Origin of the sequence: Psychrobacter sp. Ps3 (genome assembly GCF_022129275.1) — a bacterium.
Lineage (GTDB): Bacteria > Pseudomonadota > Gammaproteobacteria > Pseudomonadales > Moraxellaceae > Psychrobacter > Psychrobacter submarinus.
The window spans coordinates 1-23,657 of sequence record NZ_JADQAL010000042.1 but is presented as its reverse complement, the minus strand read 5'-3'; the positions used below and the strand labels follow the sequence as shown (position 1 = coordinate 23,657).

The window sequence follows — 23,657 nt, the reverse complement described above, 5'->3', positions numbered from 1 at the left end:
AGAACGACTAAACTTACTATTTTTATCTGCAAATCGCCTAAAAAATAGTCTCTGTTAGTGCCATGGTCGAATGTTCAACACGCCCTAATCGATGCTTCTCAACTGTTATAAGATAATGCAAACAGCTGACTATGACAATAATTGTGCAACTGCTGTGCCAATATATACGTTAAATCATAATAAACAGGCATTTTGCCAGTGGATACGCCCTAAAACAAGCTAATTTATCATATTAAGAGGACAGCTTTCGCTTTTATCATTGTTCACCTTGTTTAAAAAAGCCTCTTTACAACGCAAAAACGCACTATAAAAGTGCTTTCTTGAATTTAGATGCCAAAACAGTGCAACTAATTAGTGATACAACTAATTAATAGTGCAGCTGACTATCTTCAATCTATACTATCTCTCCACGATAGCTATTTTTAAATAGACAAAGCGCATTGGCACCATTACTAGCCGATGCGCTTACGAGTTAATACCCTAGAAATTTGCTCGCGCAAAAAATAGTGGTAAGATAGCAAAGCGAAACACCAGCCGCAAACCGTCCATTTAATATGAGTAAACGCTAATGATTCTAATGATCGACAATTACGACAGCTTTACGTACAACATTGTACAGTACTTCGGTGAACTACAGCAGGACATCACCGTCTGGCGTAACGATCAAGCCACAATCGAGCAGGTCAAAATGCTGGCCCCTAAGCTTATTGTCATCGGTCCTGGCCCTTGCGATCCCGATCGTGCTGGTATCTCATTGGAGCTGATTGATACCTTTAAAGGTGTGATTCCGATATTAGGTATCTGCTTGGGTCATCAAGCTATCGGCCAAGCTTTTGGCGGTCAAGTCGTCAAAGCCGGCGCAGTCATGCATGGCCGCGTGTCCTCGGTTTATCATAACCACCAAGGCGTGTTTAAGAATTTAGCAAACCCGACTGATTTTACTCGTTATCACTCATTAGTTGTAGACAAAGCGAACCTGCCCGATTGCCTAGAGGTCACCGCTTGGACCCAAAACACTGATGGTAGCATTGAGGAGATTATGGGCGTGCGTCATAAACAATTCGCCATTGAAGGGGTGCAGTTTCACCCAGAATCAATCTTAAGTACAGCAGGCTACCAGCTGCTAAATAACTTTTTGCAAACTCATAATCTAGCAGTTTTAGACGCAGATGAGTTACCGCAAGTGGGTTAATAGCTGTCAATACGGATAGCTTACTATTACATCCAATGATAATAAACAAAACACATAATAATAAGTGAGGTATCATGAGTGCCGAAAATACGACTGAGTCCCTAACCCAAAGCACGCCAGAGCAGATTACCGAACTCTCAGAAGAGCAAGTCCACAAGTTGCTGACCTCGGCTTTAGATCGGATATTACAGCGGATTGATCTGACCTTTGATGAGATGCGCGAGGTGATGCTTATCATCATGCAAGGCAGATGTAGCGATGCTTTGATGGGTGCTATCTTGACTGGTCTACGAATGAAAGGCGAATCTATCGACGAGATTACCGCTGCTGCGAGCGCCATGCGTAATTTAGCGGCGAACATCGAGCCTAAAGGTTGCGATTATTTAGTCGACATCGTTGGTACTGGCGGTGATGGTGCAAATTTATTTAACGTCTCCACCGCCTCTGCCTTGGTCACCGCTGCTGCAGGCGCACAAGTTGCCAAACACGGCAACCGCGGAGTTTCAACCAAATCTGGCAGCTCAGACTTATTAGAGCAAGCCGGTATCAGCTTAGCGCTAGACCCTGCCCAAGCGCTTAAGTGTATCGAAGATGAAGGGATTGGCTTCTTATTCGCTCCCAATCATCATAGCGCCATGCGTTACGCCAATCCGGTGCGCCGCGCCTTAAAAGCACGGACTATCTTTAATATTTTGGGGCCTTTAACTAACCCTGCTGGCGTGCCTAATTTAGTTATTGGCGTTTTTACCGCTCAGCTGTGTGAGCCGCTGGCTAAGGTTATGAAAAACTTAGGCGCCGAGCACGTGATGGTCGTCGGTGCCAAAGACGGTTTAGATGAAATTAGCCTTGCCACCTCCACTACCGTCGCTGAGCTCAAAGACGGCGAGATCACGGTCTATGAGATGATGCCAGAAGATGCTGGAGTGGAGTCACAAACGCTTATCGGCCTCGATGTCGACTCTCCTGAGCAAAGTCTTGAGCTTATCAAAGCGGCTTTATCTGGTGAAGAAACTCATGACCGCTCTGTTATAAAAGCGCGTGATATGATCGCCCTCAATGCCGGCGCCGCTATCTATACCGCAGGGCTCGCGAGCAACTATCCAAATGGCGTCAGCCGCGCGCAGAAGGTGATCCAAAACGGCAGTGCTTTAACTAAGCTTAATTCCTTAGCCGCTTACACTCAGCAGCTCGCCGCGCAAGCTTAATTGTCATTTAGCTCCTTCTCAATCGCTCTTATCTATCGTTTTAATTATTATCCCTAATTATGGATATCACCATGACTGCAAGTACCATAACCGATAGCAACATTCCCTCAGTGTTACAGCGCATTGTCGCCACCAAACAGCTAGAGGTAGCTGCCGCCAAAAAACAGCGCTCACTAGCACAGCTAAAGGCCGAATCTGAAAAGGACACGCAGCCTCGCCGCGGCTTTGCCAGTGCTTTACGCGCAGCTGATATCGGGATTATCGCTGAGATCAAACGAGCCTCGCCTTCTAAAGGGATTATCAATCACAATTTCTCGCCCGCTTTATTTGCCCAGCAATACGAGCAGGCCGGCGCTAGTTGTCTATCCGTACTGACCGATCGTGACTATTTTCAAGGCGATGATCAGTACTTATTGCAAGCTTACAATGCGGCAAGTCTGCCGGTATTGCGCAAAGACTTTATGATTGATGTCTATCAAATCTATGAGTCGTACTTGCTGGGCGCGGATTGTATCTTATTGATTATGGCTTGCCTTGACGATGCGCAAGCTGGTCAGCTACACGCGCTAAGCCTTGAGCTGGGTATGGATGTGCTGATAGAAGTTCATACGAGTGATGAGCTTGAGCGCGCGCTACAACTGCCACGCTCCAAGCACAATATCTATGGTATTAATAACCGCGATCTAAATACTTTTGAGGTGGACCTACAAAACACCCTAAAGCTTAAAGATAGTCTGATTAAAACCTTAGCTGACGATGATTCGGCTATAGAGCCCCTTATCGTTACTGAAAGCGGCATTCATAGCAGCGATGATATCGAGCTGATGCTAGCGCAAGGTATTCAGCACTTCTTAATCGGTGAGCAGTTTATGAAAACCGATCATCCAGGACAAGCGTTACAATCCTTACTTGCGAGCGTCAATACACAAGCGTAAAGTACACCTACTTATAGCGCTGTGAGAGCACTGCAGCTTAAAAGCTTCCTTATTTATTTTATCAACAAAACAGACTTATACTTATTATGGCAAACTCTCTATTTTCAAAAGAAATGCAAGATCAGCTCAAAGAGCTCAAAGGACAACTCAGTAAAGGCCGAGATACCAATAGCCCTGAAGGCGAAAATCAAAAGCCCACTGAGCCTGTCGCTTTGCCAACGCAAAAGCAAGTCAAAAAGACGGTCAAGCAGATGGACAGCGAGCATGTCGACGATGACAAAGTGCTGTTTATGCAAGCGATGCATGGTGTTCAGCAACTAGAAGACAAAAATGTACGCTCACCAGTCAAAGCGAATAAAGCTGGCAAACCTGACGCGGCGACCTTGTCGAAACGTGCTGCCGCGCAAGGCAACGAAGACGGTGATCTAAGTACTGGCCTATCAGATATGCAAGCGCTATTGAACCCAGTTGCGAGCGAAGCTTATCTCTCTTATAAGCAGCCAACGCTACAAAACAAAGTCTTTACTCAGCTCAAGCAAGGTAAGCTTCGTTGGTATGACGCGGTAGATATCCACGGCTGCACCATCGAAGAGGCGCGCGAAGCCATGACTCAGTTATTGGTGCAAGCTAAGCGAAATAACGAAACCATGGTAAAAATTGTCCATGGTAAAGGCTCTGAGGCTATCTTGAAGACTTGCGTTAATGGTTGGTTACGTCAGCTTCCAGAAGTGCTAGCGTTTTGTTCAGCGCCGCCAAAAGATGGCGGTAACGGTGCGGTTTTAGTACTACTAAAGAAACCTAAAGCAGATAGTGAATAAAGTATAAGTGTGTTAATAGAGGACTGCATAACGCGGTCCTTTTTTGTGACTGGTTTATGGATAATTTACAGCTCGTTTATAATTAGGAGCGCTCATTATGAGCATGACTACCCTTGATAGCTCAGCTGAGCTAAAAACACATATTCAAGCGCTTATCGAATTAGAACCCAGGTTTGCGCCTGTTTATGAACAAGTCGGTGTGCCAAGTTTACGGCGTAATGAAGGCGGGTTTGCAGCCTTACTACGAGCGATAGTCGGGCAGCAATTATCCGTGGCGGCGGCTAGTAGTATTTGGCAAAGGTTGGTGGATGCAAACCTAATAACGCCAAAGACGCTTATACAAGCCGATGATGAGGACTTAAGAGCGCAAGGACTTTCCAGACAAAAAATCCGCTATGTGCGCTCTTTGGTAGATCATGATATCGACTATCAGGCACTCACAACAATGAGTGATGGCGAGGTCATTGACACTTTGACTGCAGTTACCGGTATAGGGCGCTGGACCGCTGAGATGTATTTACTCTTCTCTTTGGGCCGCGCTGATATCTTGGCTGTCGATGACTTAGCGATTCGAGTCGCTGCCATGGCACTGCTAGAGTTGCCCGAGCGCCCTACTCCAAAACAGCTCAAAGTAGCAACGCAATCTTGGTCGCCTTATCTTAGCGCCGCAAGCTTATTGCTGTGGGCATACTATGGCGGGCTAAAAGATAAAGAAGCGATGCCGGTATAAGTGCCGGTAACGTCGCTATAAACGCTTATTTTATCGCCGTTTTGTGCATAAGTAATGAGAGTTAATGCTTGTTCCAAGGCTGATTCCAGATAGAGATATTGAAGCTTTTTTTAGTGCGCTCAAAGTGGCGTTTGGCCAGTCTCAGTGTGGTAATTTGCTTAGACTTATTGGGATTACTGACTTTATCTTTGGCCAGCTTTGCTGCTTTTTTCTCTTTTGTCGCCCTCTTGCGACTATCTGTTTTGCTATCCATCTGACTACTATCAGAGCTATCTGCCTGAGCCGATGTCTCGGCAAACTGCGCATCGCTATCCTTCTGAGCAATTACAGCTTGCCTGCTTACTTCGTCCGCTGAGCCATTGTCAGTAGTGTCAGTTTGCTCATCAGAGATAGCATCAGCAGTCTTAGGCTCTGAATGGCTATCGAAATCACCTTGATTGACAAGTAACTGCTGCGTGGGTAGTGCGTGCTCCACTTTGTAGTCTTTGACTTTGCTCAATACATCGACTAATAAGGTATCTTGCTTGCCATAAAACTCAATCGTATCGAAGGCATTGATATAGGCTCGTAGCTGGATAACATAACAGTCTTGACGCAGCTCCAAGATATTGGCCTGATTCCATTCTTTGTTGGTCAGTTCATGCTCTTTGAGTAGCGTATCTAAATCGTTGACCATCTCAAAGATCTCATTGATATCGGCACTGCGTTTAATATATAAATTATGCAAAAACTGGAACATATCACGCGAGGTAAAGTTTTCAATTTGCATGGAAGAAAAGTCGCCATTAGGTACAGTGACAATCGTTCGGGTTAAAGTACGCACGCGAGAAGAGCGAATACCGATATCGATAACAGTCCCCTCATAAGTACCAAACTTACAATAGTCGCCTATGCGTACCGGCGAGTCCGCGACCACCACGACACTACCGACCAAGTTTTCAATAGTCTTTTGCGCACCAAGTGCTAAAGCTAGACCACCGACACCTAGAGCAGCAATACCCGTGGTCAAATCAAAGCCCAAATTACCAAAGATGACAATTACGGCAAAGATAAGCAGCAGCGCTTTGGTTAACTTACGCATCAGTCCTAGAATAGAGACGCGCTCAATGTAGTTCTTTTTATAGCTTAGATTGACGGCGCGAGTAAATATCACATCTACCATACGTAGCAGCAGCCAAGTCACCGCGACCCAAGAAGCAATATCCGTGAAGCGATTGATTGGCTCACGCAGCGTCACAGACACTCCCGAGTAGACCATGACCTCAGAGAGTATCAATGCCATGATGACGACTGAAAGCGGCAGAATAATTTTATCTGGTAGCGGTAAAGGCTGACCGCGCACTCGAGGATAAGCGATACGCAAAAAGTGGTAGCAGAGCCATACTGCGATATAAGTGACTAAAAAGCTACCCAAAGCTAGCATGATAGCAGCCACCAAATCTGCCAACTGATAGCCGAATAACTTTTCGTCCTCTAAGCTCTCCATGGTATAGCGAGAGATGAGCGTCGGTTCCGTGTTTTCAATCACATCTGGCACTAAGCTTAGCGTACCGCTAGAGAACTGCCAGTACTGCTTACCATTTTCAGCGACGACTCGCTCTAGTATGAGCGAGACATTCTTATCGTTGATATTGATGTTACCGACTTTTTCTTGATTGGGCGGCAGCTGATCGGCAAGGTTGCCCTCTGGCGTATTATTGATTTGCAAATCAGGCTGAAAACGCCCTCCTGCATCTAAAGCCTGCTTAAACTGGCGAACGATAGGCGTTGGGTTATCTGATTTGGACAAATTCAGATAATTACTCGCCAGTAAATAATCATTATCGCTCAAAGCATTGATAAAGCTTTGTACCGTTTGTCTAGGGGTATCGCGCCCAAAAGAATCTGGTATTGGGGCACGAGCGCTACCCTCACTATCCTCACTAGCATTATTACTGCCGACGCCCAAAGCGTTTGGCTCTGCTGCGAATGCAGGCGCCGATGGTACTCCTAACAGTATTGCTAGCAGTAGCGTAATCATCGTGAAGATCTTGAGTGACAGTGTCGGTGCTGTGGCTGACTCTTTGTGACGCGCGATAGACAAAACGGACCTCATCATTTAGTTATTGGGCTCGGTAAGCTGATTTTGAGTGAGTATAAACTTGAGTGGGTATAAAGTAGTTAAAACACTACAGCATGAAACCCTTGCTATGATAACAATTATTTATTACTGAAGTATTTATGTTTACCTTTTTTTAGGCACATTACTTTGTCAGCTACAAACACCTCGATTCAGTTATTCAATTTTTATAAAAAAGCGCCTCTGCCAATTCGTGGCCAGACTTATCTTAGTTCATTTGCTTACTTATCTAAATGAGCAGCACTCAGTTTATACTGAATAATTATTGGCTTAAAAACGCTTGCAAACCGTTATAATTCAGCAATAATAAACGCTTTATAAAGGCATTGCTTTTTTAGCAGCGCCAGTATTGCTCTGTTTCTTTCAAGCCTTTATTTAACTTTTATAATTTTTAACCACTTCTTTGTGATTGGTATTTTCTCGGCTCCCTTTTGATTTGATAATTTTGGAAAACACTATGCTATTTCTAGCTCCTCCCGCCTCTTATCTACGACTTTGTATTTTGAGCACACTCGGTTTATGCGCTATGAGTGCTACCGCAGCGACTGCCAACCCAATTAGCGATGACTCGTTGCCACAGGTTGAGCTTGACGAGATCGTGGTCACTGCGACGCGTACACCGACTAAAACAAGCAATGTGGTTGCGCAGACACGGGTGATTGATAAGGAAGAGCTACAACGTTATCAAGGTCAGACGGCTTTAGAGATATTGCAGCGCCAACCAGGTATTAGCCATTACTCTAACGGCGGTATGGGTTCAGTATCAAAAATATACATGCGAGGCTATGAAGGTAAGCAAATATTAGTGCTTATTGACGGTATACGCTATAGCTCGCTAAGCGCTGGTGGGGCTACGCTAAGCCTATTACCTGCTGATCAAATTGAGCGTATCGAAATATTATACGGTGCTTCAGGCTCTAGCATCTATGGCGCAGACGCAATGGGTGGCGTTGTTCAAATATTTACTAAAGGCAGCAACGTTGAAAAAAGCCAATTCTCGATTACAGCTGGTGTAGGTTCTAACGATCAATATACTTATGGTGCAGCAGCACAGTTTGCTAATAACGAAGGTACTACATTAAGTCTGTCAGCTAGCCATAATGAAACTAATGGCTTTAACGCAAAACTTCCAAGTGCTTATGGTTTTAATCAAGACAATGATGGCTATGAAAGCGATAATGTCAGTCTTGCTTTAAACCAACGTATCAATGAGCAATGGTCAACAGGTGTTAGTGCTTTATACAGCAAATCAACTATTGAATTTGATAATGGAGCGACACGAGACGATTATTCTGACCAAGAAAATGGAGCTGCTCAAGCCTTTGTTGATTGGCGTTACTTGCCTGGCTCATCAGTGAAATTACAATACGGTCATTCTATTGATAAACTGGATAACAAGTTTGGCGATATATTCGATACCAAACAAGATCAAATTAACTTAATTGGTAAGCATAGACTACCCGTTGGACAAGCTATTTATGGTTTAGAATACCTAGACCAAAGTTTAGACACTACAGCTTCTGGATATAATATTGAAGACCGTGATGTAAAAAGTGCGTTTTTAGGCTATCTGCTAGCTAATAATCAGTTTGATGCTCAAGCCAATATACGCTTCGATGATAACTCGCAGCATGGCGACCAAACCACTTATAATTTAGGTGGCGCTTATCATTTCAACCCGAGCTTACGTATTGGTGCTAACTACGCTAAAGGCTTCCGCGCTCCTGATTTTAACGAATTATATTATCCAGGCTCCGGAAATCCTAGACTAAATGCTGAAACTAGTGATAACTATGAAGCTTTCATCGAATATGAGACATTGCTACAATCCACACGCTTGACAGGTTATCATAACAAAGTTGATGATTTAATTAACTTTAATGCGCTATACGATAGTAATGGAAAATATATTGGTGGTAGTTATGAAAACATTGAACAAACAAAAACTAAAGGGGTTTCATTAACTTCAGATTGGGTTATCAATAATTATCTGCTTGGAGGTAGTTATGACTATCAGCAAGCTAAAGATGATAGCGGTAAAGCCAATGATGGTAACTTTCTTGCTATTCGTCCTGAGCATAAAGGCCTAGTCTACATGGGATATCGTTTACCAAGCTTAGATATTCGTGCTGAATATCAGTATGTAGATGATTACTATAGTGGCACTGATAATACTGATGCACAACTCGTTGACAGCTATGGCTTGTTGAATATTAGTGGCAACTATCAGTTAACCAATAACCTAACTATGACCGCGCGTCTTAATAATGTTACTAATAAGAAGTATATTACCTTACCTGGTTATAACACCGACGGCACTAACTTCTTCACGTCTTTAACCTATAACTGGTTCTAAGCCTGTCTAGCAGTATAAAAATCCTGTCGTTATCAAAATAAATTAAGGTCATCACTCGATGGCCTTTTTTGTATGAGTAAATACTCCAAACGCTTACTATTTATATCAAGCAAAAGGTGACAATTAACCACTCATCTATTACAATAACGACCTCCGAGAGGTGTTGCGCCATAATAGTGATTTACTGCATTAACATTCTATAGTTATGCAGTCACAGGTTATGTTAGGCTCGGTTAACTGTCGAGAGACCATGTTTTTGGTCACTCACAGCGCAAACAACGGCACCTGCGTTTTTATTCTTTTTATCATTCGTTAACCACTGATAGGAGCATATTATGGACGCAGTGTCTACTACACCCTCTGCCCATACGATCGATCCCTCTTTTACTGACTATAAAGTCGCTGACATCAGCCTTGCTGATTATGGTCGCCGCGAGATCACCCTTGCTGAAGCTGAGATGCCAGCCCTAATGGGTCTGCGTCGCCGCTACGAAGCCGATCAGCCGCTTAAAGGCGCCAAAATCGCCGGCTGTATTCACATGACAATCCAAACTGCTGTGCTTATCGAGACGCTTACCGCGCTTGGTGCCGAAGTACGCTGGACCTCTTGTAATATCTTCTCAACCCAAGACCATGCAGCCGCCGCTATTGCAGCAGCTGGTATCCCAGTGTTCGCTTGGAAAGGCGAGACTGAAGAGGAGTACGAATGGTGCTTGCGTCAGCAAATCCACGTTGGCGGCGAAGAATCAGGCCAGCTTTGGGATGCCAACTTAATCCTAGATGATGGCGGCGATTTGACAGCACTTGTTCACAATGACTATCCGCAAATGCTCGATATTATCCATGGTATCTCTGAAGAGACCACCACGGGTGTACACCGTTTGGTTGAGATGCTGAATAAAGGCGAGCTCAAAGTACCGGCCATCAACGTCAACGACGCGGTCACGAAATCTAAGAACGACAATAAATACGGCTGCCGCCATAGCTTAAACGATGCTATCAAACGCGCCACTGATATGTTCTTAGCTGGTCGTCGCGCTCTAGTCATCGGTTATGGTGATGTTGGTAAAGGCTCAGCACAAAGCTTACGTCAAGAGGGCATGATCGTACGAGTATCAGAAGTTGATCCTATCTGTGCCATGCAGGCTTGTATGGATGGCTATGAGGTATTATCACCTTATATCAATGGCGATAACACTGGTGGTAGCGACAGCATCAACACGCGTCTACTACAAGATACCGATCTAATTGTTACCACTACCGGTAACTATCACGTGTGTGACAAGCATATGCTAGCGGCATTAAAGTCAGGCGCTGTAGTTTGTAACATCGGTCATTTCGATACCGAAATCGATACTCAGTTCATGCGTGATAACTGGCGCTGGAGTGAGGTTAAGCCGCAAGTCCATCAAATCTTCCGCTCAGACGATGACAATGATTATTTGATCTTGCTCGCTGAAGGCCGCTTGGTCAACTTAGGTAACGCAACCGGTCACCCATCGAGAGTAATGGACGGCTCATTTGCCAATCAGGTACTCGCGCAGATGTATCTATTCGATGAAAAATTCGCTGATCTGCCCGTTGATGAGCGTTTTGATAACTTATATGTCAGAGTATTGCCCAAAAAGCTTGACGAAGAAGTCGCAGCAGCGATGGTTGCAGGCTTTAACGGTACCTTGACGAAGCTGACCGAAAAACAAGCCGAGTATCTAGGTGTACCTGTCGAAGGGCCGTTTAAGCCTGAAGAATACAAATACTAAACCCAAGGAATGTGACTATGAGTAAGCCTGCTTTCTCCTTTGAATTCTTCCCGGCCAAAACTGAGCAGGGACATGAGAAGCTACTCACTACCTTTGATGAGCTCAATCAGTTGTCACCAACGTATTTTTCAGTGACCTATGGCGCTGGCGGCTCGACTCGTGATCGTACTTTGAGTATCGTACAGGCATTACTTGAGCGCAGTGATACGCCAGTGGCTCCGCACATCTCTTGTATCGGTGACGATAAGGCAGAGATTGCTGAGCTGCTAGATCTTTATAAAGCTTTAGGTATCACCCGTCTGGTGGCGCTACGTGGCGACTTACCTTCAGGTCAAGTCGGTATGGGTGAGCTGCCGTTTGCTTTGGATTTAGTCAAGTTTATCCGCGAGCACTCGGCTGATCATTTTCATATCGAAGTCGCCGCATACCCTGAAATGCACCCGCAAGCCAAAAGCTTCTTATTCGATATTGACAACTTAGTCAATAAGTATAAAGCGGGCGCAGATACAGCGATTACGCAGTTCTTTTATAACGCGGATAGCTACTTGCACCTACGTGACGCGCTTGAGCAGCGCGGTATTGATACCGTAGCGCAGCCCTTAGTCGCCGGTATTATGCCGATTACCAACTCGAGCAATCTGATACGCTTTGCAGACAGCTGCGGCGCTGATATCCCGCGTTATGTGCGCCGCCAGCTAGCTGACTTCGGCGATGATCGCAAAGCCATTCGCGAGTTTGGTTTTGATGTTGTCTACCGTCTCTGTGAGCGCTTGATTGCCGAGGGCGTACCGGCGATGCATTTTTATAGTATGAACAAGGTTGAGCCAAATAAGCGCTTGGTTGAGGCTTTAGGTCTCGTCTCTGATGAGTTGGTTTCTAATGATTTGAGCACTAAAACCTTGAGCTCTGAATCAGCTAGCGTATAAAGCTATAGATAAAGTCGCTCATTGCTATATTAGCTTAAGCAAGTATAATTACTGGTACTCTTGGAGTGCCAGTTTTTTTTGGTTGGTCTTTTTATCGTATTTTATCCTGATAGGAACTCTTTAGCGTGCGACGTTTTTTTTATGCCACTAATAACAATGAATATCCAAAGCTTAGCAGCATAGTCATAGGCCAAAACCTTGAGCTGACTGCGGCCATCGCTCACCATTGGTGCCGCGTACTGCGAGCCAATATCGGCGATCAAGGTATACTGTTCGACGGTTTTGGCGGCGAATATCAAGTCGAGCTACAAACCATTAGCAAAAAACAAGCGACAGCTACCCTACTCGCTTATCATGATATCGATCGCGTAGCCCCCGTGACGACTAAGATCGGCTTAGTTATGAGCCGCGGAGAGCGTATGGATTATGCAATCCAAAAATCAACAGAGCTTGGGGTAACCGCGATTCAACTGCTCAGCAGCCAACATGGCGAAGTCACCCTCAAGCCGGCGCAAGTCGAGAAAAAGCTTGCGCACTGGCAGCAAATTGCTATTGCCGCCTGTGAGCAATGTGGCTTGAATCGCGTGCCACTAATCTTAGCTCCTTTGCCCATTCAGCAGTGGTTAACGCAAAACGAGGCTGACAATAGTATGGATGCAGCAGATATGTCATCATCATCTTTGTCATCAGCAGTCAGCGCCAACCTCTCTACCCTAAGCCAAGATGAGTATTATCAGAAACTTAAGCGCCCCGTGGATTTGCGTTTGCAATTGAGCGTGCCTGCCGCCGATCAGCCTTTGATGCCAGCTGCGCTCAAAGAAGTATTAGCGATACCAAATCCTTATCTGCAGCTCCTCATAGGCCCTGAGGGAGGATTAAGCGTCGAAGAATGCCTGCAAGCAGAGCAAGTCGGGTTTTTGCCTTGGCAAATCGGCGAGCGCGTACTGCGTACTGAAACTGCGCCCGTCGTCGCGCTGTCTACTTTATATGCTCTGTCACAATCAGCTTTGTCTCAGGCTTAGTCCGCTGAGCCTTAACGGTATAGACTAGCACTTTTAAACAAGGATAAGTCAAGCACTATAAAACAATAGTTCGTTCAGTCTACAGCAACATTTTTATAAACCTTTTTGTTTATAATGGTTGTTTGACACCACTAATTGGTACACAGCCTAATGTTTTTATTACGAGATTCGCCATGACGCCTTTTGAGCCTCTCTCAGTCATGTCCAAACAACATCTGCTCACTAACTATTATCAGCAGCGAGATCAGGCTGTCTTTATTTTGGACGCGGACAAGCGCTATGTATCGATGAATAGTGCCTATGAGAGACTCACCGGCTACCGTGAAAATCTGCTTATTGGCTATCCTTTTGGCACTTTTATCACTCAGTGCCTCACAAAACATAAGCTTGAGATTTTAAAAGACTTGGCTAGCCATCTAGCACATCATAATAGCTACAAAAAAACCTTTACCTTACCCAATAAAGACCATCAAGTTTTAGATTACCTTATCGTCTTTCAACAGTCTACCATCGACGATAAGGTTTTTTATATTGGTACGCTACAAGACCCTACCTGCAACCAAGTCAAAGAGCCGCGATCAGAGTACTTGCTAGGTGAAGATAAGACAGATAATCTTTATACCAATAACAAACCCTCAGCAAGTCTACCCGATCAAAAGCAGCTACTTGCCCAAGCTATTGCTGATAATCAATTCGTCGCATACTATCAGCCAAAATTCAATCTAGCGACCAAATCTATTGTGGGGTTTGAGGCTTTAGTTCGCTGGCAACATCCAACTCGCGGGATTTTAAAACCCAAAGACTTTATCGCTGATATCATCAGTTATGGTCTCTCCTTTGCGCTATTTTCTCAGTTATCAGAGCAAGCCGCGCAGCTGTTAGTTCAATGGCAAGGCATGCAATGTACCCAGCATATTTGCATCAATGCTGATGCTGCCGAATTTAGTCATCCTGACTTTAACAAGGTCATTAGCCAGTTATTAGCTCGTTATCATATCGATCCGTATCGTCTGCATATAGAGATGACTGAATCATCGCTGCTGCCTAGCAATGATAATATAAAGCAGCGCCTCACCGAGCTCAAAGCACTCAAGGTTTGTCTTGCGCTAGATGACTTTGGTACCGGCTACGCCTCTTTGAGTTATTTACAACAGTACCCTTTTGACTTCATCAAGATTGATAAAAGCTTTGTCTCTGAGCTTAACTCAAACCCAACTCAGCAAGCTATTGTGCAAGCGATATTAGACTTAGCGCTTGCTTTGGATATGCAAGCTGTCGCTGAGGGCATAGAAACGGAGCAACACTATGAGCAGCTGCGTAAGATGGGCTGCTTATATGGACAAGGATATTGGCTCGGCCGTCCGGTTGATGCACAAGCTGCCACTCAACTGCTTGAGAGCTCAAATCACTAGCTCAAGCTACAATATTCGAATAAACAATTGACGCTAATGCTTATCCCGTAAAGGTTGCAAGGCAGGTTGATGACTTATCAGTATTAGCTCAAAACTTGTATAATGGCTTCTGAAAGCCTATCTTTTAGGGGTAAGCGTTGAAGGTCGAGTAATACTGTCACCGGCCTATTTTTCAGACCTCTATGGTTATCATTATAGTTATCCCTCTTTGATGGTTATCATGGCAATTTTAGATAGCTAATATCAGCACTTTTCATCGATAGTAAACGGCTATAGGTATAGACCGTCATTGGCTACATCCAAAAACAAAGGACAAAATAACATGCAATACAAAGCGCCCCTACGTGATATTCAATTCGTCATGCATGAGCTGCTTGATAGTGAAAGCCACTATAAGCGTCTTCCAAAGTTCCAGGAAGCAGATCGCGATTTGATGAACAGTTTGTTTGAGATGGCAGCAAGCTTTGCAGAAAACGAGCTATCGCCATTGAATCAAAGCGGTGACGCCGAAGGGTGCCATTTTGACAATGGAAAAGTAACCACGCCTAAAGGCTTTAAAGAAGCTTATAAACAGTACTGCGAGCTTGGCTTCCCTGCTTTATCTGCCGAAGAAGAGTTTGGTGGACAGAACCTACCATTCTCTTTATCAACTGTTATTAATGAGATGGTAGGTACAGCGAACTGGTCATTTTCTATGTATCCTGGACTGTCTCATGGCGCTATTCAGACCATCGAACACCATGGCACTGATGAGCAAAAAGACACCTACCTTGAAAAAATGGTCACCGGTGAATGGTCAGGTACGATGTGTCTGACCGAAGCACATGCAGGCTCTGATCTGGGTATCATTCGCACCAAAGCGCAGCCCAACGACGATGGTACTTACAGCATCACTGGGCAAAAGATCTTTATATCGGCTGGCGAGCATGACTTAACGGATAACATTATTCATATCGTGTTAGCTCGTCTACCAGGCGCGCCTGCTGGCACTAAAGGCATCTCATTATTTATTGTTCCAAAAATCAATGTCAATGCAGATAGCAGCTTGGCTGAGCCAAACCAAGTCTCTTGTGGATCTATTGAGCATAAGATGGGCATCAAAGCCTCTGCTACTTGTGTGATCAACTTTGATGGTGCAACTGGTTATCTGATTGGCCCTGAAAACCGCGGCTTACAGTGCATGTTTACTTTTATGAACGTGGCACGTATTGGTACTGCTGTTCAAGGCGTAACTGCTGCTGAGTATGCATTCCAAGGCTCACTTCCTTATGCAAAAGATCGTTTAGCGATGCGCTCGCTATCAGGAGCCAAAGCGCCAGAAAAAGCGGCAGATCCTATCATTGTTCATCCCGCAGTACGCAATATGCTCTTGACCGAAAAGGCATTTGCAGAAGGCGGACGTGCTTTGATCTATTATCTCTCACACTTTGCCGACACCGTAGCTAAAGGCGAAGGTGAAGATCGTGAATTTGCTGATCAGATGTTGTCGTTACTGACACCGATTGCCAAAGCCTTCTTGACTGAGACAGGGCTTGAAGCGGCGAACCACGGTATTCAGGTCTATGGCGGTCATGGCTTTGTCAGTGAATGGGGGATGGAACAAAACGTTCGTGATACGCGTATTTCCTGCTTATACGAAGGTACAACCGAGATTCAGTCTATTGACCTATTGGGTCGTAAAGTACTGGGCTCGCAAGGCAAACTACTTGCCAACTTTGTCACTATCATTCAGCAGTTCTGTGATGAGAATAAAGACAATGATGACATGGCACAGTTTACAGCGCCGCTCATGCAGCATGTCAAACAATGGGGTGAGCTGACTACTGAAATTGGTAAGCAAGCTGCTGAAAATCCAGAAGCAGTTGGCGCTGCAGCGGTGGATTACTTATATTTCAGTGGCTACGTGACTGTCGCTTACCTATGGGCACGTATGGCATTAGTCGCGCAAACTGAGCTTGCCAACAGCAATAGCGAGCAAGCCTTCTATGATGCAAAAGTCAAAACAGCGCAGTTCTATTTTGCCAAATTGCTCCCTCGCACCGCTACTCATGCGCAGCGTATCGGCACGGGTGTTGCGCCATATATGAGTATGGATGTTGAGCAGTTTGCTTTTTAAGTTGCCATTATAATGAGCGGTGAATTCGCTTGATCTTAATGAGTATTATCAGAGGCAACATACTTAAGTATGTTGCTTTTTTAGTATTATGAAGTCTTATGGCAGACTGTAGTGATCAGTCCTTGCTGTCTATTAACTATACTTTAGTTGTCTTATACTCTTTTAAGTCAAATTTAAGAACCACAAGGCTATTGTGAAACTTTTGGTGCACCCAGTATTCACGAACAAACACACATGATAATGCGCTAATTTGCTAAACTTTAATGATTGCAATGCTCTTAGTATGTTTGATAATCGATATGTTGACCTAGCTTGTCACATTTATCAGTACCTGATTTTAGCTGGACTCTAGGCCAGTTTCGCCACTGATACTTGCCCACTTTTTTACTACATTTGAATGAAAGGATTTTTTATGGCTGTTTATAATGCCCCTCTTAATGACATGCGCTTTATCTTAAACGATGTCTTTCGCGCCCATGAATTTTGGCAAAGTACTGATAAGCTTGCTCATGTTGACATGGATACTGTCGATATGATCTTAGAAGAGATGGCAAAGTTATCAAAAAATGTCTTATTACCAATCAACCGCAGCGGTGATGAAGAAGGCGCAACCTTTGAAGGTGATGGCGTAGTCACGACTCCTACTGGCTTCAAAGAAGCTTATAAGCAGTACGCTGAATCTGGTTGGGTGGGCTTGAGCGGTGATCCTGAGTACGGTGGTCAAGGCTTTCCTAAAATGGTCACGATGCTGACCGAAGAGATGATCTTTACCACTAACCAATCTTTTGCCCTCTACCCTAACCTGACGGTTGGCGCAACCCTATGTATGAACGCGGCGGCTAGTGAAGAGCAAAAAGAGACATATCTTGAGAAAATGTACGCCGGCGAATGGTCAGGTACGATGTGCTTAACTGAGCCGCACGCTGGTACTGATTTGGGTATTATCAAAACCAAAGCTGTGCCTAACGATGATGGTAGTTATGACATCTCTGGTACTAAAATCTTTATCACTGGCGGCGAGCATGACCTCACTGATAATATCATTCATTTGGTATTGGCCAAAACGCCAAACGCGCCAGAAGGTTCAAAAGGTATTTCTTTATTTATCGTGCCTAAGTTCTTGGTCAATGAAGATGGCAGCTTAGGCGAGCGCAACACCTTAGCCGTTGGCTCTATTGAGCACAAAATGGGCATCAAAGCCTCAGCCACTTGTGTGATGAATTTTGACAATGCTAAAGGCTGGATGGTCGGCGCTGAAAACACGGGCCTAGCGTCAATGTTTGTGATGATGAACTACGAGCGTGTCACTATGGGCTTACAAGGCCTTGGCGGTACTGAGCTGGCTTATCAAAACGCCGTTATCTATGCCAATGATCGTGGTCAAGGTCGTAGCGATACTCAATTACAAAGCCCAGAAAAGCCTGCCGATGCGATTATCCATCATGCGGACGTGCGCCGTATGTTACTTAATGCCAAAGCCAACTCTGAGGCGTCACGCTGCTTTGCCATGTATGTGGCACAGAATCTCGACAAAGAAAAGTTCAGTGATGATCCCGAAGTGGCTAAAGCAGCAGCAGCTCGCGTGGCTTTATTGACGCCTGTTGCTAAAGGTTTCTTAACCGATAAAGCGCTTGAAGCCACGATTGATTGCCAGCAAGTCTTCGGCGGTCACGGTTACGTGCGCGAATGGGGTATGGAGCAGATCGTTCGTGATACGCGTATCGCCCAGATTTATGAAGGCACTAACGGTATCCAAGCGCTTGATTTATTAGGCCGAAAAGTGGCGCGTAATAATGGCAAATATATCAATAACTTCTTAAGCGAGATTCGCGACTTTGTGAACAACATGCAAGCGGATCATCAAGTGAAGCAAGCGACACTAGCAGCGACTGACAAGATTGAAAACTTGACCACAACGGTACTTGCTAATATCGGTGAGCGCAAAAATGAGATCAACGGCTGTGCAGTAGACTTTATGCATGCCTTTGGTTATCTATGCTACTCGTATATGTTTGCGATGATGGTCGAAGCTGCTGACGGTAAAGAGGGTGAGTTTTATACCAATAAAGCCAAGCTTGCCGATTATTTCGTTGGCCGTATTTTGCCGCGCATCGATGCTCATGTACAGATGGTCGAGACTGGTAGTGATCCGATGATGGACTTTGATCTTGCATATTTTGAGACTGCTACTAACTCATAGGGCTACTTGCCAAATAATAGTTGACTAGTAGTTATTAAAAGCTATTTCATAAAAAAGGACAGTTCATTTCGAGCTGTCCTTTTTTTGTCCGTGTTTTTTGTCCATGTGACTTTGCTTTTTGAGCCTCGTAAATAACTGCTAACAAAATAATCAACCTTAAACGCTAGGTTACGATTAAAATATCGTGTGAGCTTACCTAGATCAGCAGCTGACTGAATGGTTGTTCATCTTTATCGCTAAACGGCCTGCTCTATAAAAACAACTAAGGATACCATGTGTCTGAAATAAAACGTATTTTACAGCAGATTACTGCTTTAAGTGATGTGCCAGAACCTTCGGTGCTCAAACGCTTAATCGATGAGCTGCGAGTCACTGACAAAAAGCCTGCGCTTGCCAATCAGAAGATACAGGCACTTATTGATATCTTGCAACAACATCCAGAATACGGAGATGGGCTTGCCAGCTTTGTGTTAAAGCTAATTACCGAATATCGTCAAATTGCTTTGTATACCGATACCGGTATCATGTCAGATCAGGGGTTTTTTAGTAGTTTACGACGACTGATAGGACATCGTTTTCTACCTTTGCTACCGCAAGAGGACTCTGTTGTCGAGCTGGTCAGCTATCTGTTTGACAAAAGCACTGATGAGCGCTGGCTTGCTCATATAGACAAAGATAAATGGGATACGCTAGTTGCCCTCCTACAGATTAAAGAGGAGCATTTAGACTTAGTCGCTACTGCCAAAAACAGCATACTAAACGCTATTATTATCCTCTCCTACCGAGTCAGCGGTATAGGTCTACACCCTGAGCTTATGGAGTCCTATCCACAAATACTGAACTATTCCGCCTCTTTTGTCGCGCAAAATCAAGAAGCGGTACTATTTGTCAATCAGTACCGTCAAGCGCATGAGCTTGACACTTTAACTGATATCACCCCTGAAAAGGCGGTGGATGCTGCACCGTTGTTGGTTATGTTAGAGCAATGTGAAGAGGTAGTAGCAACCGTTCGTAAGCGTATCTACAAGACGGGTATCTCTATTCGCTTAACCAATATGATGATGCGTCTTGAACAAAGTCTGCAGCGTATTCGTATCTTGACAGAGCTGGTTTCAGATGTAGACCATAAGCGTGACGGCGCTATCATTGAGCTGATTCAATCACTCATCAGTACCGCCAGTCGTCGTTATAGTATCGGCTATCTGATCGATAATAATACTAAGCTGCTCTCCAAAAAAGTCACCGAAAATGCCAGCCGCGTTGGTGAGCACTATATTAGCACTGACAAAGCCGGCTATAAAAAGATGTTCAAAAAGGCCTCTATCGGTGGTTTCTTTATTGCCTTTATGGCGACTTTGAAGATATCCGCTTATCACTTAGCCATTGCTCCAATGGGCCGTGCCTTTATTAATAGCATGATCTATGGCTTAGGGTTTGTCTTTATCCACGTCGTCCATGGTACGGTGGCAACCAAACAGCCAGCGATGACGGCAGCGGCTATCGCATCGACTATCTCTGATGGCTCCGGCAAAAAATCCCATCAGTTAACTAAGCTCTCTGAGTTGGTCGTCGATATTTTGCGCACGCAGTTTATCGCTATCATGGGTAATATCATGCTAGCGATACCAGTCGCCCTGCTTATCTCTTTTGCTTGGTGGCAATACAGTGGCGTGCCGATGATCGATCCTGATAAGGCCGCCAGCTTACTTCATGATCTCGACCCCTTTCGCTCTCTTGCCCTGCCTCATGCTGCCATTGCTGGGGTGTATTTGTTCTTGTCGGGCCTGATCGCTGGCTACTATGATAACTTGGCGGTTTATAACCATATAGGCGCGCGTATTCAGCGCCATAAGCTGCTAAAGTTCGTCTTACCAAAATCTTGGCTCATACGTTTGGGCGACTTTGTAGAAGCCAATCTCGGCGCGATTATGGGCAACTTTTTATTTGGTGTATTCTTAGGCAGTACCGCGACGATAGGCTTTATCTTTGGTCTACCTATTGATATTCGCCACATCGCCTTTGCCTCAGCCAACCTAGCTCATGGCCTGTTTAATTTACCCGCTGCTGATATGAGCTGGGGCTTAATTGCCATCTCGATTTTGGGAGTGGCCTTAATCGGTATTGTCAATTTAATGGTGAGCTTTTCGCTAGCGCTGTTTGTGGCCTTACGCTCAAAAGAAGTGCGCTTCTTTGAATGGAGTCGCCTCACACGGCTTGTTTTCGGTCATGTGATAAGCCATCCTTCTGACTTTTTTTGGCCCCGCCCCAAGCCAATGAGTTATGCTCGTATCGATAGACAAGGGCACATGATATTTGAAGACAACTCGGCACAAAAAGGTAAGCAAGCCCTACCAAGCAACTATGTAATAAGACGTCTATCTGATGTCAAAATATCACCAGAAGTGGTGCAATCGGTCGCGCAAGAAAATACCGATATTCATTACAACAACCCCGCTTCTGCTACGCAGGCAGACGTTACAAGAGCTTCAGTACAAAATAATACGCAAAATACAGCGCAGCACACTGGTGCTAATAACTCCAAAAAAGTTATCGACTTAGATGATGGGCTAAGAGATGAAGAGCTAAATAGCGTGCCTTATGCCAATGATATCCAATATGAGCGAATGACGAAGGCTTTAGATTCTGAAAACTTAGAATCAGAGACATCAGGGCCCAAAACCGTAACATCAAAGTCGGCAGCTCAATCTGATGAAAAAGCCGTTGGTAATGCGAAGTCGCCCTTGCCGAAACCTAAAAAGCCTCCCAAACTACCCAATTAATTAAGGTAGTTTGGACGGTTTAGCTCTAGACTGAAGACGGCAAATGAAGGTTAGACTATCTCTTTATATAGACGCTGTATTAAGGCTTAGGACAATGAGCGCTTGAGCGAATGACTTTACCATCGCTAAGTCGGTAGGTCAGTAGACAGTTACCCCAAACGCAGCCACCATCGAGCGCGCGAGCATGCGGTAAGTCCACATCTCCCTTTAGGGCTGCCCAATGACCGAATAATATCTTACGCGTCCGTGGCACCTGCCATTCAAACCAAGGCATAAAATCATCGGGCATGGCCTCCCCTAAGCTTGCGGTAAAACTAAATTCTAAGCTGCCATCTTGCTGGCATAACCGCATGCGCGTAAAGTAATTACTAATAGCGCGTAATCTGGTGTAGCCACTAATATCATCATGCCAAACGTCGGCTTTTTTGCTATATAAATTTGGTAGTAGCTTATCAAGAGTCTTTTTACTGCCTTGCAGCTGCGCTTCTAATTCTCTAGCATAGCCTGCCGCCTCATCAATACTCCAGTGCGGCGGAATACCCGCGTGCACTAGCACCGTTTGCGCGTTGGGATAAGTTAAGATCGGCTGATGACGCAGCCACTCTAATAACTCGTCGCAGTCCTTTGCGGCAAAGATAGGCGCGGTTTTATCTTTTTCCTTAAGTTTTGCCGCGCCGCGCCATACCGCGATTAGATTGATATCGTGATTACCTAGCACGGTCGCAGCAGCGCCTTGCTCGCACAGCACCTTTACGTGTCGCAAAGTGTTTAGCGAATCCTCTCCGCGTGCTACTAAGTCTCCTGCAAACCATAACTTGTCTTGTTTTGGATCAAAATCTAAAGTCTTTAGTAATTGCTGAAAGGCTGCATAGCAACCTTGTAGGTCGCCTATGACATACTGATGACGAAAACTCATAAAACCTCAAGAGTTGATTATTATTGCTAAAACGAAAAGCTTAATTTTTCAAAGTAAGTCTTAAAGAGCTAAAAAACACTAATACCCTACTTTGTTTTTATTACTCTGTAACCATTAAAGTGCCCGAGCGATTACTCAGGGTGACAAAGTCGCTAACACTTAAAGTCTCAGGCCGCGCTTGCGGATCTATAGCGCAAGCAGCAAAGTCATCTTCGTTTAGTGTGGGCAGTAAGGCTGATTGCTTAAAAATAGCACGTAGCGTTTTGCGGCGATGGTTAAAGGTTTCGCGAACGACGATAGCGAAATGATCTTCATCTTCAGCGACTACAGGCTTGGTAGTATGAGGCGTCAGACGAAAAACCGCGCTTGTGACTTTCGGCGGCGGATTAAACGCACCGCGCGGTACTGTCAGCAGATAGTCGGTCTCGCAGTGATACTGCATAATCACTGACAGACGGCCATAAGTTTTGCTACCGACATCTGCGGTAATACGTTCAACGACTTCTTTTTGCAGCATAAAATGCATATCTTCAATGACATCAGCAAACTCAAGCAAATGAAACAAAATTGGGGTAGAGATATTATAAGGTAGGTTGCCAACCACTCGCAGCTTGCCTTTCTCTTCGCTATACAACTCGCGATAGTCAACATCCATGGCATTGGCTTTAATAATCGTAAAGTTAGGATGGCTATTGGCACCTATGCGAATGCGTAAGCTATCTGCTAAGTCACGATCAAGCTCCACTACGCTCATAGCATTGACTTCCGCGAGCAGCGGCTCAGTCAAAGCTCCCATACCAGGACCAATCTCAATCAAATTATCATCGCGCTCCAGACGGATGCTATCGACAATCTGACGGATAACGCTGCTATCATGCAAGAAGTTTTGACCAAAGCGTTTACGCGGTTGGTGTTTGGCACTGCGCAAACTGGCCGAGAGAGTTTTAGCATCGAACGAAGGTTTTGACATAAAGGTTCTTTATATAAAATGAATAGATATACAGGGTTTGTGCAACAAAGCTGTATAAGCCTAAGCGCTTAACGTAATCAGAATTATAACATAGCTCTTGACTTCCTCCCCTCCCTAAAGTGAGGGGATTCCTACTAAAGACGGCCAAGCCCGACCGCGAGAATGTTTTTTGCTCCATTAACATCACGTTGATGGGTCGT

Annotated in this window: 16 protein-coding genes; 13 read left to right on the top strand and 3 right to left on the bottom strand. The window is 44.8% G+C overall.

The window, feature by feature from the left end; genetic code table 11:
- The first annotated feature begins 568 nt into the window (after positions 1 to 568).
- From I3248_RS10790 to I3248_RS10770, 5 genes are all read left to right on the top strand, one after another.
- On the top strand, positions 569 to 1,192 hold the full coding sequence (locus tag I3248_RS10790; RefSeq protein WP_201602458.1) for an aminodeoxychorismate/anthranilate synthase component II: 624 nt from the start codon (positions 569 to 571) through the stop codon (positions 1,190 to 1,192).
- A gap of 74 nt (positions 1,193 to 1,266) precedes the next feature.
- A complete protein-coding gene (gene trpD / locus I3248_RS10785) occupies positions 1,267 to 2,397 on the top strand; it encodes an anthranilate phosphoribosyltransferase (protein ID WP_238063705.1) in 1,131 nt (376 codons plus the stop codon).
- Between the two features lie 71 nt (positions 2,398 to 2,468).
- Positions 2,469 to 3,332, top strand: a complete 864-nt coding sequence (gene trpC / locus I3248_RS10780) for an indole-3-glycerol phosphate synthase TrpC (protein WP_238063703.1) — start codon at positions 2,469 to 2,471, stop codon at positions 3,330 to 3,332.
- 86 nt (positions 3,333 to 3,418) lie between these two features.
- Entirely contained in the window at positions 3,419 to 4,150 is a 732-nt protein-coding gene (locus I3248_RS10775; protein ID WP_025646619.1) for a Smr/MutS family protein, read from the top strand.
- Between the two features lie 97 nt (positions 4,151 to 4,247).
- Positions 4,248 to 4,880 (top strand): DNA-3-methyladenine glycosylase 2 family protein, encoded by a 633-nt coding sequence (locus I3248_RS10770; RefSeq protein WP_238063701.1) that lies wholly within the window; start codon positions 4,248 to 4,250, stop codon positions 4,878 to 4,880.
- Positions 4,881 to 4,941: 61 nt separating this feature from the next.
- Here the strand turns inward: I3248_RS10770 and I3248_RS10765 are convergent, their stop codons facing one another.
- Positions 4,942 to 6,963, bottom strand: coding sequence for a mechanosensitive ion channel family protein (locus I3248_RS10765; protein ID WP_238063700.1), 2,022 nt, complete (start codon positions 6,961 to 6,963; stop codon positions 4,942 to 4,944).
- Between the two features lie 493 nt (positions 6,964 to 7,456).
- Between I3248_RS10765 and I3248_RS10760 the strand changes: the two genes are divergently transcribed.
- From I3248_RS10760 to I3248_RS10725, 8 genes are all read left to right on the top strand, one after another.
- Positions 7,457 to 9,355 carry a TonB-dependent receptor gene (locus tag I3248_RS10760; protein WP_269117189.1) on the top strand — a complete coding sequence of 633 codons (1,899 nt, stop codon included), beginning with the start codon at positions 7,457 to 7,459 and terminating at the stop codon, positions 9,353 to 9,355.
- A 335-nt stretch (positions 9,356 to 9,690) separates the two neighbouring features.
- Positions 9,691 to 11,115 (top strand): adenosylhomocysteinase, encoded by a 1,425-nt coding sequence (gene ahcY, locus I3248_RS10755; protein WP_238063696.1) that lies wholly within the window; start codon positions 9,691 to 9,693, stop codon positions 11,113 to 11,115.
- Positions 11,116 to 11,132: 17 nt separating this feature from the next.
- Entirely contained in the window at positions 11,133 to 12,041 is a 909-nt protein-coding gene (gene metF / locus I3248_RS10750) for a methylenetetrahydrofolate reductase [NAD(P)H] (protein WP_238063694.1), read from the top strand.
- A 125-nt stretch (positions 12,042 to 12,166) separates the two neighbouring features.
- Positions 12,167 to 13,063 (top strand): 16S rRNA (uracil(1498)-N(3))-methyltransferase, encoded by an 897-nt coding sequence (locus I3248_RS10745; RefSeq protein WP_238063693.1) that lies wholly within the window; start codon positions 12,167 to 12,169, stop codon positions 13,061 to 13,063.
- 173 nt (positions 13,064 to 13,236) lie between these two features.
- On the top strand, positions 13,237 to 14,475 hold the full coding sequence (locus tag I3248_RS10740) for an EAL domain-containing protein (protein ID WP_238063692.1): 1,239 nt from the start codon (positions 13,237 to 13,239) through the stop codon (positions 14,473 to 14,475).
- A gap of 322 nt (positions 14,476 to 14,797) precedes the next feature.
- A complete protein-coding gene (locus I3248_RS10735; RefSeq protein WP_238063691.1) occupies positions 14,798 to 16,591 on the top strand; it encodes an acyl-CoA dehydrogenase C-terminal domain-containing protein in 1,794 nt (597 codons plus the stop codon).
- Positions 16,592 to 17,003: 412 nt separating this feature from the next.
- Entirely contained in the window at positions 17,004 to 18,791 is a 1,788-nt protein-coding gene (locus tag I3248_RS10730; protein WP_238063690.1) for an acyl-CoA dehydrogenase C-terminal domain-containing protein, read from the top strand.
- A gap of 275 nt (positions 18,792 to 19,066) precedes the next feature.
- Positions 19,067 to 21,571 (top strand): site-specific recombinase, encoded by a 2,505-nt coding sequence (locus I3248_RS10725; RefSeq protein ID WP_238063689.1) that lies wholly within the window; start codon positions 19,067 to 19,069, stop codon positions 21,569 to 21,571.
- Positions 21,572 to 21,650: 79 nt separating this feature from the next.
- On the opposite strand, the gene I3248_RS10720 is transcribed toward I3248_RS10725, so the two are convergent.
- Together I3248_RS10720 and rsmA are read right to left on the bottom strand one after the other, a co-directional pair.
- Positions 21,651 to 22,487: a symmetrical bis(5'-nucleosyl)-tetraphosphatase gene (locus I3248_RS10720; protein ID WP_238063688.1), complete on the bottom strand. Its 837-nt coding sequence runs from the start codon at positions 22,485 to 22,487 to the stop codon at positions 21,651 to 21,653.
- Between the two features lie 100 nt (positions 22,488 to 22,587).
- Positions 22,588 to 23,457, bottom strand: coding sequence for a 16S rRNA (adenine(1518)-N(6)/adenine(1519)-N(6))-dimethyltransferase RsmA (rsmA, locus tag I3248_RS10715; protein WP_201602426.1), 870 nt, complete (start codon positions 23,455 to 23,457; stop codon positions 22,588 to 22,590).
- Positions 23,458 to 23,657 lie beyond the last annotated feature (200 nt).

Bases quoted from the DNA above. Each gene is read 5' to 3' on its own strand.
- I3248_RS10775 (WP_025646619.1), top strand. From the start codon at position 3,419: ATGGCAAACTCTCTATTTTCAAAAGAAATGCAAGATCAGCTCAAAGAG.
- rsmA (WP_201602426.1), bottom strand. From the start codon at position 23,457: ATGTCAAAACCTTCGTTCGATGCTAAAACTCTCTCGGCCAGTTTGCGC.
- I3248_RS10770 (WP_238063701.1), top strand. From the start codon at position 4,248: ATGAGCATGACTACCCTTGATAGCTCAGCTGAGCTAAAAACACATATT.
- I3248_RS10790 (WP_201602458.1), top strand. From the start codon at position 569: ATGATTCTAATGATCGACAATTACGACAGCTTTACGTACAACATTGTA.
- trpD (WP_238063705.1), top strand. From the start codon at position 1,267: ATGAGTGCCGAAAATACGACTGAGTCCCTAACCCAAAGCACGCCAGAG.
- I3248_RS10740 (WP_238063692.1), top strand. From the start codon at position 13,237: ATGACGCCTTTTGAGCCTCTCTCAGTCATGTCCAAACAACATCTGCTC.
- trpC (WP_238063703.1), top strand. From the start codon at position 2,469: ATGACTGCAAGTACCATAACCGATAGCAACATTCCCTCAGTGTTACAG.
- metF (WP_238063694.1), top strand. From the start codon at position 11,133: ATGAGTAAGCCTGCTTTCTCCTTTGAATTCTTCCCGGCCAAAACTGAG.
- I3248_RS10730 (WP_238063690.1), top strand. From the start codon at position 17,004: ATGGCTGTTTATAATGCCCCTCTTAATGACATGCGCTTTATCTTAAAC.
- I3248_RS10735 (WP_238063691.1), top strand. From the start codon at position 14,798: ATGCAATACAAAGCGCCCCTACGTGATATTCAATTCGTCATGCATGAG.
- ahcY (WP_238063696.1), top strand. From the start codon at position 9,691: ATGGACGCAGTGTCTACTACACCCTCTGCCCATACGATCGATCCCTCT.
- I3248_RS10760 (WP_269117189.1), top strand. From the start codon at position 7,457: ATGCTATTTCTAGCTCCTCCCGCCTCTTATCTACGACTTTGTATTTTG.
- I3248_RS10720 (WP_238063688.1), bottom strand. From the start codon at position 22,487: ATGAGTTTTCGTCATCAGTATGTCATAGGCGACCTACAAGGTTGCTAT.